Source organism: Dorea sp. AF24-7LB (assembly GCF_003478575.1).
Taxonomy (GTDB): domain Bacteria; phylum Bacillota; class Clostridia; order Lachnospirales; family Lachnospiraceae; genus Dorea_D; species Dorea_D hominis.
Window position 1 is genome coordinate 1 of record NZ_QUFR01000012.1, and the last position, 12,679, is coordinate 12,679.

The 12,679-nt window shown below is 39.6% G+C and carries 11 protein-coding genes and 1 tRNA gene; 2 read left to right on the top strand and 10 right to left on the bottom strand.

Annotation, left to right across the window (positions count from 1 at the left end):
- Window positions 1–403: 403 nt before the first annotated feature.
- Window positions 404–808: a hypothetical protein gene (locus DWY31_RS11150; protein WP_021860559.1), complete on the top strand. Its 405-nt coding sequence runs from the start codon at window positions 404–406 to the stop codon at window positions 806–808.
- 3 nt (window positions 809–811) lie between these two features.
- Here the strand turns inward: DWY31_RS11150 and rpoN are convergent, their stop codons facing one another.
- The 8 genes from rpoN to DWY31_RS11190 all read right to left on the bottom strand — a co-directional run bounded on the left by rpoN (window position 812) and on the right by DWY31_RS11190 (window position 8,467).
- The gene (gene rpoN / locus DWY31_RS11155) at window positions 812–2,188 is read right to left on the bottom strand and encodes an RNA polymerase factor sigma-54 (RefSeq protein WP_118520651.1); all 1,377 of its coding nucleotides are present in this window, start codon (window positions 2,186–2,188) and stop codon (window positions 812–814) included.
- Between the two features lie 85 nt (window positions 2,189–2,273).
- Window positions 2,274–2,344, bottom strand: a tRNA-Cys gene (locus DWY31_RS11160).
- Between the two features lie 87 nt (window positions 2,345–2,431).
- Window positions 2,432–3,070, bottom strand: coding sequence for a lactate utilization protein (locus tag DWY31_RS11165; protein ID WP_118520583.1), 639 nt, complete (start codon window positions 3,068–3,070; stop codon window positions 2,432–2,434).
- Window positions 3,071–3,182: 112 nt separating this feature from the next.
- A complete protein-coding gene (locus DWY31_RS11170) occupies window positions 3,183–4,337 on the bottom strand; it encodes a PucR family transcriptional regulator (RefSeq protein ID WP_118520585.1) in 1,155 nt (384 codons plus the stop codon).
- Between the two features lie 261 nt (window positions 4,338–4,598).
- Window positions 4,599–5,903 carry an O-acetylhomoserine aminocarboxypropyltransferase/cysteine synthase family protein gene (locus DWY31_RS11175; protein ID WP_021860555.1) on the bottom strand — a complete coding sequence of 435 codons (1,305 nt, stop codon included), beginning with the start codon at window positions 5,901–5,903 and terminating at the stop codon, window positions 4,599–4,601.
- 243 nt (window positions 5,904–6,146) lie between these two features.
- Window positions 6,147–7,277: a M20 peptidase aminoacylase family protein gene (locus DWY31_RS11180; RefSeq protein ID WP_021860554.1), complete on the bottom strand. Its 1,131-nt coding sequence runs from the start codon at window positions 7,275–7,277 to the stop codon at window positions 6,147–6,149.
- A 28-nt stretch (window positions 7,278–7,305) separates the two neighbouring features.
- Complete coding sequence (locus DWY31_RS11185; protein ID WP_021860553.1) at window positions 7,306–7,776, bottom strand: YjiG family protein; 471 nt, start codon at window positions 7,774–7,776, stop codon at window positions 7,306–7,308.
- Between the two features lie 4 nt (window positions 7,777–7,780).
- A complete protein-coding gene (locus tag DWY31_RS11190) occupies window positions 7,781–8,467 on the bottom strand; it encodes a nucleoside recognition domain-containing protein (RefSeq protein WP_118520587.1) in 687 nt (228 codons plus the stop codon).
- Window positions 8,468–8,642: 175 nt separating this feature from the next.
- Between DWY31_RS11190 and DWY31_RS11195 the strand changes: the two genes are divergently transcribed.
- Window positions 8,643–10,712, top strand: coding sequence for a sigma-54 interaction domain-containing protein (locus DWY31_RS11195; RefSeq protein ID WP_243060560.1), 2,070 nt, complete (start codon window positions 8,643–8,645; stop codon window positions 10,710–10,712).
- Here the strand turns inward: DWY31_RS11195 and DWY31_RS11200 are convergent.
- The gene (locus tag DWY31_RS11200) at window positions 10,687–11,607 is read right to left on the bottom strand and encodes a LysR family transcriptional regulator (RefSeq protein WP_118520589.1); all 921 of its coding nucleotides are present in this window, start codon (window positions 11,605–11,607) and stop codon (window positions 10,687–10,689) included. The two genes, DWY31_RS11195 and DWY31_RS11200, sit on opposite strands and share 26 nt — an antisense overlap.
- A gap of 476 nt (window positions 11,608–12,083) precedes the next feature.
- Window positions 12,084–12,515, bottom strand: a complete 432-nt coding sequence (locus DWY31_RS11205) for an RrF2 family transcriptional regulator (RefSeq protein ID WP_021860549.1) — start codon at window positions 12,513–12,515, stop codon at window positions 12,084–12,086.
- Window positions 12,516–12,679: the final 164 nt, after the last annotated feature.

Below are 12,679 nucleotides of genomic sequence, written 5' to 3' on the forward strand. Positions count from 1 at the left end.
TATGGAAACTAACTGCCACGTCCTACTTTTGAATTAATGTGTTTTGCTCATCTCTACAGGAAAGCTTTCTATAGCTGTCTTTTTCTCGCATTATTTATTTAATTTTAATCGTTATTGTACCATATTTGCCTGAGCCGTCTTTTGCCTTTGCAGTAATCTTCACTTTTTTGCCTTTTCCGGCTTTCATATTAGACAAATAAATTCCAGGATAAGTTTTATGAAATATAAAATATTTTAATTTATGTGATAGATGTTTTCAGTATAGCCTCCCCCAATTTTTTTGTCAAAACATCATTTTATACTTTTTTAATGACCTTTCACTTCTTCTTAATTGACTTTAAAATCTGTGGGTATATCATTATGAAATATAGAAATAATCTTATAAAAATCAGAGGTGTGAGATATGAATCGGTTCAAAGAAAAATTTATGCAATTCATGTATGGAAGATACGGAATAGATACATTAGGAAAATGGACAGTCGGGCTGGGACTCGCAATTATGCTGATCGCCGGATGGACATCTAATTCCAAGTTGTCTCTCCTTTCCTGGGTGCTCATTATTTATTCCTATTACCGGATGTTTTCCAGAAATATTTATAAACGTTCCCACGAAAATCAACTCTTTCTTGGAAAGACCGCGAAGATCCGCAGCTGGTTCTTCCATAAGAAAAGTATGATGCTGCAGCGCAAGACACATCATATTTACCGATGTCCGGGATGCAAGCAGAAAATAAGAATCCCGCGTGGCAAAGGACGGATTGAGATCACCTGCCCAAAATGCCACACGACATTTATAAAGAACAGTTAAAAATCAGACAACGGAGTCCTGTTTCCAGTCCTTTCTTCCGGATGCTCCCGGTATTCCTTCCTGATTCCGGTATTTTGCAACGGTTCTTCTGGAAATCTGGATTCCCTTTTCATTTAATAATTTTGTTATAACCGCATCACTGTACGGTTTCTTTTTGTTTTCCTGTCTTATCAATTCTCTTATCATCCCCTTAATAGCAGCACTGGATTGTTCTGCATTTTCCTGCATACCACGAACAAAGAAATAACTTAACGGGAAAATCCCCTGGCTGCATTGCAAATATTTTTTATTCACCGCACGACTCACTGTCGATTCATGTATTCCGATCTCTTCCGCTGCGTCTGCCAGACGATATGGTTTTAAATATGCACTGCCATGTTCAAAAAAATCTTTTTGATGTACTACTATTGCTCTTACTACTTTTAACAAGGTTGTATTTCGCTGCTCTATGCTCTGTTTCACCCAGTTTGCCTGTTTTATCTTCTGTTCCAGATAATCTTTCACTTCCTGAGATGAATTATTTTTTTGCATCTGACTGTAATATGGACTGATCGATATATCGGCATACATCCAGTCATTTAACAGAATGTCGTAATATTCTTTAAATTTCACAACAATTACATCGGGAATAATGTATTTCATCTGTTGTCTGTTACTAAAAGACCCACCCGGCTTTGGGGTAAGCGTTTTCAGTCGTTCACACATAACTAAAACTTCATCTATTGGGAGTTTCATTTTTTTTGCAATCTGTGGAATTTTATTTTCTCCAAGCAGCGGAAGACATTCTGCCACCAGTTTTTTCATATTATGATCCAGTTCCCCCCGTCGCTGCAATTGCAGTTGAAGGCATTGCTGCAGATTCATTGCTGCAACACCTGCCGGCTCCAATGTACGCACCTCTTCTATAAGCTGTATTACATGTTCTTTCGTCTCACCTACACTGTCCACAATATCTTCTACAGTATCTGTGAGATATCCCCGGTCATCCAGACTGTCCAGAATAAATTTAAAAATCTTCTCATCCCTGTCACTGTGCTCCTTCCATAGAAACTGCGACCAGAGATAGTCCTGCAGTGTTTCTTCGTTGTTTGGATCCACATTCCATTTATTTTTCAGATCGGAAATATCATCATCATCGCTTTGTCTCTGTGTCAGATAATGATACTGTTCCTTTGCAGATGTCTGCTGTTGCCTTTCTTCAATAGATTCTGTTCCAGTATTTTCTTTTACATGTTCATCCAATTCTACAACCGGATTCTCCAGCATTACTTCATTCACATATTCTTTTAATTCCTGCGAAGTCATCTGTAAAATTTCCACGGACTGTATCATTTTCTCTGTCAAAATCTGTTTTTGTTTCTGTTGTAATTCAAGTCTCATACACTCCACCGCTGTCCTTTTTCGCATTTTTCTCGTCACCATAACAGAAAAATCCTGCCCGAATCGGACAGGATTTTTGTTATAAAGGCGCCAACCAGATTTGAACTGGTGATAGAGGTGTTGCAGACCTTTGCCTTACCACTTGGCTATGGCGCCATCTATGTGCATTTGTTATTATAGCAAATGCACAGGTATTCGTCAATAACAGAATCTTAATTCTACTGTCAGATTTTTAATATTTTTCTAAAATCCCAGGTCTTCATTTACAAGGATTACTTTAATCCGGTTTGGATGTTTAGAATAACGTGTCACCAGAAACTGACAGCAAATCGTGTCCGGATTCTTGCAGTCAAAGCAGGAACCTGTTTTGCAGCAAGGTGTATCCAGCCCGAAGCGCTGCGCATTGATCGGCGCCGCCTCATTTCTTGCGCGGGACCATGCATTTTCCAGATCCTTTGTAACCTTATTCATACCGATGATCATAATAACATTTCTCGGTCCATATGCAATTGCGGACACACGATTGGCATTGCCATCAATATTTACAAGCACACCACTTTCCGTAATCGCATTAGCACTTGTCAGGAAGAAATCACTGTCGTAAGTTGCCAGCTCAATTTCCCGTTTTTCTTCTTTGTTCTTTGCCGCATCACGATTATAAACTTTATAATTACCTTGACAGACTGCATCCTTTAATCCGATCTCGGCGATCGACATCGAACCGCCCCAGGCAATTGAACTTCCTTCCGGAATGAGCCTGAGTGCGATCTGCAATGCTTCTTCCTTAGAGTCCGCATAGTAGCCTTCCATATTGCGGGTTTCCAAATTCTTAATCATGCGCTCGCCCAGGAGCACATTTCTCTTGATACGATTTTCATCCATAGTCTTCTCCTCCTGTCCACATATTTCACATCATTCCCTCCACATTCCCTGTGGGAAATGTGGAGTACTTTTAAAAGGGGACGGGGCTTTTCTAGAAAAGCTCCGTCCCCTTTTAAGCTTTACGGTTATTATACCACATCTCGCCGATACGCAAAATATAAAATGAAAGCATAATCTTTGTGCGGTTCTCATTATTTAAAATATCATACCCCAGTATTTCTTTGATAGCATTCAATTTGTAAGTCAGTGTATTCTTATGGCAGTATAATGCCTGTGCTGTGCAGACTGTGCTGCACTCATTCTCAAAATATGCCTGCAGGATTGCCACATAATCTGTCTGATGTTCTCTGTCATACTGGAGCAGACTGCCCAGTGTCTCGTCCACAAATTTCGTATATAATGTCGGTTCTTTAAAGTCAGTCAGTATTTTGTAAATGCCAAGCTCATTATATACAAGATAATTCTTCGGAATTGCTGTCTTCGTAAGCTGATATGCAATCTGTGCAGATTCAAAAGAGCGGTGGATCTCATTTAATTTGTTCACCGTAATTCCAATTCCTGCATAAATATTCTCATCATTTTCACACATATCCCTCACACATTCCTTCACCCACGCCTCAAAATGACCGGCTACCAGAACTGTAAGAATACCCTGTTCTTTGTAAATAATACTCTTCTTCATAGAATAACGGATATCGCGCTCCAGATCTTCCAGAATACTATTGCCTTTATCCGTATCATAAGTGTGACAACTGATACGGATAACATTATAAGAATAATCTTCAAAAAAGCCATTACGTTCCAGATGATTCTGATACATATCCTGACTGTCCGGATAATAAATTGCATTTTTCAGTGCATTTACCAGATTCGTCTCAATCTGCTCATTCTTCAGCAAAATTTCCGAGAAAAGCCGCATAATATCGATATAAGGCGTGTCCCATGACGCTGAAAATAACGGAAGTTTCTTCTCATTACAGTAATCTACAATCTCCTGCGGAAATCCCATTCCATCATGCATTCCCACAATCAGTCCCCCCGCATTTTTTTCACAGAGACAATCGATAAATTTCTTCAGCCATTCATTGGATTCATAATTAAGTCCCGAATTAAACAGTAGTTCATTTCCATGCAGAAATTGTGTAAATTCAATATCCTCTACCATATGTATCCAGCTGATTCTTTTTTCAAAGCAGCTCTGCGTACAAAGCCTGATATTGTACTCTGGAATCAGCTGTACGTATAATTTTTCCAGTTCTACGGCCATAAAACATCTCCTTTTTTGAAACTATTGTATCATTTTTGTGATCAGAGCACAATTTATATCTGTTTTTCTGTTTACAAAACCTATGTTAAATCTGGATAATTCATGTTATATTGTCATTGAAGCACAAAGCTATTGATAGCATCCCCGAAATTTGTGCTCCATATTTGAACTTCAGATTATTGAATATTAATAAAAGCCGAAGTATTTCCACTTCGGCTTTTATTAATTATCTAAAAGAACGCTTTTAGCGTCAAGAGGGGCTTATTTTACTGCCTCAAATGCTGCATCTAATGCTGCAATCAAATCTTCTACTTTTTCAATTCCGATAGAAAGACGGATTGTGTTTGGTTTAATTCCCTGATCTAACAGTTCTTCCTCTGTGCACTGGCTGTGTGTTGTTGTTGCCGGATGGATTACAAGAGATTTTACATCTGCAACATTTGCAAGCAGTGAAAAAATGGACAGGTGATCAATGAAATCCTGCGCCGTCTTGGCATCTCCTTTAATCTCAAATGTAAAGATAGATCCACCACCGTTCGGTAAATATTTCTTATATAATTCGTGGCTCGGCTCACTCTCAAGAGACGGATGATGCACTGCCTCTACCTGTGGGTGATTTGCCAGGTAATCTACGATTTTCAGCGCGTTGCTTACATGACGTTCTACACGAAGTGATAATGTCTCTAATCCCTGAAGGAATAAGAATGCATGGAATGGAGAAAGTGTTGCTCCTGTATCACGTAAGATAATTGCACGAATGTATGTAACAAAAGCTGCCGGTGCAGTTGCGTCTGCAAATGAAATTCCGTGGTAGCTTGGGTTCGGATCAGAGATCCATGGGAATTTTCCACTTGCTTTCCAGTCGAAGTTTCCTCCTTCAATGATGACACCACCGATTGCTGTTCCGTGTCCACCGATGAATTTTGTTGCTGAATGTACAACGATGTCTGCGCCATATTCAAATGGACGGATCAGATATGGTGTTGCAAATGTTGAATCTACAACCAATGGAATATTGTGTTTGTGTGCAATTTTTGCAATCTCTTCCAGATCAACTAAGTTAGAGTTCGGATTTCCTAATGTCTCAACAAAGATTGCTTTTGTATTTTCCTGGATTGCTGCTTCAAATGAACCTTCAACTTCCGGGTCAACGAATGTTGTTGTTACACCGTTTGTAAGTGGAAGTGTATGTGCCAGAAGGTTATATGTTCCTCCGTAAATAGTCTTGGATGCTACGATATGCTCACCTGTTTTTGCAAGTGCCTGGAATGTATAATCGATTGCTGCTGCTCCGGATGCAACTGCAAGTGCTGCAGAACCACCTTCCAATGAAGCAATACGCTGTTCAAATACATCTTCTGTCGGATTTGTAAGTCTTCCGTAAATATTTCCTGCATCGCGAAGTCCAAATCTGTCAGCTGCATGCTGTGAGTTATGGAATACATAAGATGATGATGCATAAATCGGAACTGCTCTTGCGTCCGTTGCCGGATCAGCCTGCTCCTGTCCAATGTGTAACTGTCTTGTTTCAAATCCCCAGTTTTTTGAATCCTTAATATCTGCCATAATTTTATCCCTCCATATTACGCTTACTGCGTTTCCTTAATTTGCCCTTTTTTGTTGTGTTTCTTTGTTTCTGTAAACATACTAACATGGTAGGTAATTCTTGTCTAATACATAAGAAAAATATCCAGTTATAGAATGAAGCTATAACTCAGGGGACAAAAAGCAAAACAGACTATCACTTTATTTTCTTAAAATGACAGTCTGCTTTTCTTAGAGGGTGTTTATTTTATTTTTCCTTATTTCTTAATCATGCATCCGTTTTTCTACCAGTCTGCACCAAATCTGTACACCATATTCCAGTGCCTTTGTATCAATCACAACATTTGGATTATGGAATCCCGGAACTGCATCCGCTCCCAGTCCCATATAAGTCGTTTTGCAATGCAGCTTTTGTGTATAGTAATGGAAATCTTCTCCGCCTGAATTTTTGAAGATTCCAATTGAACCATGTTCGCCAAATACATCCAGAATCGTTTCTTCTGCAAGTTTAATCATATCATCATCAAATTCTGCTGCCGGAACTCCACTGTTGAATGTTAATGTCGCTTCTGCTCCGACTGCTTCGCATGCTTTTGTCACAGCTCTGACAACCAGTTCTTTCATATGTTCAATCTCTTCATTACTCTCTGAACGAAGATCCAACGCCATAAATGCTTCTTCAGGGATATTATTATATGTTTCTCCCGGAATCTTAACATTTGTCACTTTTACAGAACTCGGGATTGCCGGATTTACACGAATCATATTAACAGCCTGTGTAGACAGCGACAGTGCATCTGCTACGTTGACACCAAGATGTGGTTTTGAACCATGCGCAGTTTTTCCTTTGATAGAAAAATGCATAATACAGCTTGCATTATGATACATTGCCGGTATTGCCTTTCCCAATCTGCAATCCTGTTTCGGGCGCAAATGCATGCCAACCATTTCCTCAACATCATTCAGTACTCCTGATTCAATCACTTTTAAAGCACCAAACAATTTTTCTTCTGCCGGCTGGAATAAAATTTTCAGTCTTCCTGCCTTCACCAGTCCTCTGTTCTTAATTTCTCTTGCAGCAACCAACAGCATGGAAATGTGTCCATCATGTCCACATGCATGAATAATTTTGCGTTCTCCATTGATAATAAATTCCAGCGCATCTATATCTGCTCTTAACGCCAGTACAGGTCCCGGTTTACCAGAATCAATCGTCACAAGAATACCTGTTCCTGCAATTCCCGAAACAATATCTTCATCCCTGAATCCACATTTCTTTAATTCACTCAGAATAAATGCAGATGTCTTATACTCTTCAAATCCCAGTTCTGGAATTGTATGTAAATAATCATAAACCTCATGTACATAAGTGATATAATCTTTCTGTTCTGCCATTGTTCTTTCTCCCTTCTGCTACATTATTTTAAACAATAAAGTAATTCATGATCAGCATTGCAATAATTCCATTTACAGTTGCAATCGTAAACATATGAGGATAGTATTTCGTATCCAGTTCTGCTGTTCCAAGCATACGTCCCATGAACTGCACCTGTGCTCCGGAAAGCAATAATGCCGGAAGCATAATTGCAACCTGTGCACTTGTCATCTGTCCAGCCGTAAAAAGTCCGGCGATAACACCTGCGGCTCCTCCCATAGATACAAAAATTGCCATCCATGCTGTTGCAGCAACACCCGGGAGTCCAAAGATTCCCATGATCGGTGTAAATACTTTTCCGATAATTTCCATTAATCCGGTCAGATTTAAGATTGAAATCACAGCAAATCCAAAAATAATATTCGGAACCATAGAATTTGTACCGATCTTAAATCCATTTCTCGCTCCGCCTACAAATGCGTCAATAATATTTCCCTTCTTCTCTGTCTTTGCTTCCATATGTTTATGCCTCCTCTTTCTTATCCATTTTGTTTACCCAGAAACGCATTGCATTTGCACCCACAAATTTCAACACAATAATCAATACCAGCGGTTTCCAGATTGCCAGGTTTCCAATAAATGGGAATAATGCGGCTCCTGATGCAAAAAAGTTTGTAATTACAGACGCTCCTGAAAACTGGAACGCACAGAAAATCGCTTTTTCTTTCTCTGTGATATAACCATTATCACTTAATTCTTTTGTCATAGCTGCTGCAGCATCTGTTGACTGAATACTTGTAATCAATGTAAGTCCGGCACTTCCCGGAAGTCCCATCAGTGGTTTTAACAACGGGCTGAGTAATTTCTGTGCTGCTTTCATTCCATCCAGATGTTCAATGATCTTTACCATACCAAGTGCAAACATAACTGATGGCAATAATGTAAGTGCATATAACCATCCGTCCTTCGGTCCGGACCCTCCGACTCCACGGAAGTTTTCCGCCAGCGTACCCGATCCTTTTGTTAATTCTCCAAGTGTTCCAAAACTTCCCATTACATTATTGAAATCTAATGCTTTAAGAGCTCCTGGTGCTTTCTGAAATAATCCTGAGAAAAACAGAATACCTACCAGTAATGCAATATAACCATACCATTTTACCTGTACCTGTTCTTCTGCTCCCTTTCTCTTTTCCTTTGTTTCTGTTGCCATTCCTTTTCTCCTCCTTTATGACTGATATATTTATATAGAGCAAAAACCGTGCCAACTTTCTTCCTGCTTTATTTCGCGTTTTTTCTCTATTTTTTCTTTTCTTCAAGTATTTTTTAGGATATAATTGGATAAAATAGGATATTATCCATTATATTCAAAGAAGGATGGGAATTCAATGAAGAAAAAGCTGATTTTAATTACCTACGATTTATTAAATGCCATGCATTACCGCCAGGAACTTTTAGATTTTTTTGGTGGATTATTCGAACTGGAAACACATACAATTACAGATGGAATCGGCGAACACCTGAAAGCCGATGCTGTTCTTGCTCTTTCTCCGATTAATAATGAAGAAATACTTAAACATTTTGACGATGAACCAATTATTATTCATGGCGTAAAAGCAATTTCAAATACTGGTTATAAAAAGCTCATGAATATCGTACCCGGAACAAAAGTCCTGTTAATGACTACAAACCGTACTTCTGCGTTTGATATGGCTGCTTATCTTTATCAACTGGGAATCAATCATATTGATTTCGTTCCATCTTATCCGGACAATCCGGAAACTTACAGTGTTGATATTGCGGTCACTCCTGGACAGATGCGTTTTATCCCATCATATATCACAAAAGTTATCGACATTGGATGGCGTCTGATTTCAGCAGACACATTAATGTCTGTGATGGTTGCTCTAGAAATCAAAACGAACTCTCTGCTTGAGAAATTGTATCAGACATCGAAAGAAATTTTGAACAGCGACTTTTCACACGCACCGTTGGATCTCTATTCAAACACAAAAGACCTGTTAACTCTGACAATCAACCTGATCGATGATGGTCTGCTCTTTTTAAACACAAGTGACCATCCGGCTTTTGTCAATCAGGCTTTTTTGTCTATGATGAATTTGAACGAACAGACTATTGACACCCGGGAACTGATCCGTTATCTTCCAATGGAAGTCCGGGAACTGATTATGGATCCGTCAGAACGGGATAATTATATTTTTAAATTAGAAAAACAAGAAAAAATATATACATTTTCCAAGCATATATTTTCACTTTACAAAGATACAAAAGGATTCTTAATTATCTTAAAAGATGCAAAAAAAATCGAATCTCTGGAACATGAGATCCGTAAAAAATCAATCCATAAAAATGCTGCTGCCAAATATCAGTTTTCTGATATTATCTGTAAAAGCAGTGTTATGAAAGACTGTATCCAACGAGCCAAACGAATGGCTCTTACAGATTTTCCGATTCTTATCAACGGAGAAAGCGGAACCGGGAAAGAACTGTTCGCCCAGTCTGTGCACCAGTATTCTGCACGCAGTGCTCATCCGTTTATCGCACTCAACTGTGCCTCCCTTTCAAATGAATTACTGGAAAGTGAACTTTTTGGTTATGAAGAAGGTGCCTTTACCGGTGCAAAACGCGGTGGTAAAAAAGGCTTATTTGAACTTGCGCAAAACGGAACCATATTTCTCGACGAAATTGGCGAAATGCCTGTCATTCTGCAAGCGAAGCTCCTTCGTGTTCTGCAGGAACAGGAAATCCGAAAGCTCGGAAGCAGCACGACGATTCCGATCAATGTGCGGATCATCACAGCAACAAACCGAAACCTTTCGGACATGATCGAACAGGGACTCTTCCGTCTGGATCTGTATTACCGTATCAGTATGTTTACACTCGTGATCCCGCCACTCAGAGAACGTATCGATGATATCCTGCCATTGTCCGAACATTTTTTGAAAAGTTTTAAAATCCATCATTCTATCACGCCTGCGCTACAGGAACTTTTGCTGTCTTATTCATGGAAGGGAAATATCCGCGAATTACAAAACTGTATTGAATATATGGCATACATGGGTTCCAGAGCTTTAACACCGGATGATCTTCCACCTGGATATAACAAAAAAATAATTACAACCTCCCAGACAGATCTCATACATTCACAAAAGGATTCACCTATTTCCAATTCTTCTGTGGAATTTTCCGATTTGTTTTCCAGAGAAGAAACTTTATGCCAGCGCATTCTGTCTCTTCTCTACCAACAGCCAATGGGGCGGATGAAAATATTAAAAGAACTAAATTATGACTATACTGAGCATGAGATAAAAAAAGCTTTTGAATATTTACATGAAAAAAACTGGATTAAAAGTTCCAGAGGACGCGGCGGAACATCACTGACTTCCGCCGGAGTACAGCAATTCAGACTGGCTACTCAATCCGCAGATACTTTTTAATCTCTTCTATATAATGCTCGCCCATGCGGCTTAAAATAGAGTTTTTTCTTGTGACATACCCGATCTCCATCTCACTGTTCGGGTTCATTTCATCATCTTTAAATGGAACTGCGCGGTACTCATCACCATTCAGTTCCTCACAGATGATGCCGGAGCACAGCGTATAGCCATTCAATCCGATCATCAGATTCAGCATCGTTGCACGATCATTTGCCTTGATGATCTGCGGATATTCATTCGTAGACAGGATTTCTTCTGCAAGATAAAATGCACTGTCATCTCCCTGTTCAAATGCAAGGCACGGATATTTGCCAAGCTGCTCAAAAGAAATAGATTCTTCGTTTGCCAGCGGATGTCCTTTCCACAAATATACATATGCCTGGCAAATGGTCAGATGATGAAATTCCAGTCCCGCGGAGTGAAATAATTTTGTCATAGATTTACGGTTGAAATCTGACAGATAGAGAACGCCGACTTCGCTCTTCATCGTACTGACATCCTGAATGACTTCTTTGGTCTGCGTCTCCCGGATTGCAAATTCATACTGCGACATATCATAAGCTTTTGCCATATCTACAAACGCTTTTACGGCGAAAGAATAATGCTGTGTGGAGACACCAAATTTCTTCTTATAGCTGCCGCCACCGCTGTATTTTTCCATCACTGTTTCATATTGTCCATAAATCTGCTTCGCATATAATAAAAATTCAATTCCGTCATTCGTCAGCGTAACTCCACGTCCGCTTCGGTAAAATAATGTAATTCCAAGCTCTTTCTCCAGTTCTTTTACCGCACTGGTCAGCGACGGCTGAGAGACAAACAGCTGCTCCGCTGCTTTATTCAGGGATTTAGTCTGTGCAATTGTAATAATATAATGAAGTTGTGTTAATGTCATAATCTTTTATCCTCATATTGTGGCAAGTCACTAAGCCATTTTTATTCTGGACTCCACCGCTATATTCGCAAATCCGCACGTCACTACGTGCTCTTTCGCTGCTTCGCAGCTCATTTTGCTCATATCGGGGCGGTGACTCTATTTTTCTGTTTCCTATATATAAACACCTTACGGATTGCTCCGTGCTATGCACTTCCACAATCCTGCACAATATTCGGATATCGCAGGGCTACACCCTGCTTTTATCCCCATATTGTGGCAAGTCACTAAGCCATTTTTATTCTGGACTCCACCGCTATATTCGCAAATCCGCACGTCACTACGTGCTCTTTCGCTGCTTCGCAGCTCATTTTGCTCATATCGGGGCGGTGACTCTATTCGAGTCACCTTTCGAATAAGAAAAGATGCTATTTACATACAAGCATGACATATCATCTTTTCTTATTCTATGGAGTCCTGAATAGTTACTCTGGTGTTTATATATAGTACATCTCCGCTGAATACGCAGTAATCTCTTCTGTCTTTTCCACTAATTCTTTTAAGGTCAGTCCCTGCAGCAGTTGATTGGTCTGCTCATTGACCGGATTGATAATACATCTCTGAATCACCTGTGCAGTCGGCAGTTCAGACACTTCTTCATCCAGTTCATAGCTTCCGTCCATCGCTTCAACTACATCAGATATGCGAATTTCCTCCGGTAATTTTCCAAGCAGATATCCGCCCTGTGGACCTTTGATACTTTTTACAAATCCTGCTTTTCTGAGCGCAGTAAATATCTGCTCCAAATATTTGACGGAAATATCATTCCTCTCCGACACATCCTTTAACTGTACACATTCCGTTTTTGCATATATCCCCAGATCTATTAACGCCTGTATGCCATAGCGGCTTCTTTTCGAAAATTTCATATTACCCCAATCCTTTATCTTTTATTTTTAACTGGCAAAATACAGAGTAAACATTTTAGGCTTACTCTGTATTTCTACTCATGGTATCTACTTTATGATTATGCCTGTCCGGCGAATGTTTTACTCACTTTTACAGGCATTTCCGCTCAGCAAATGTTTTACTC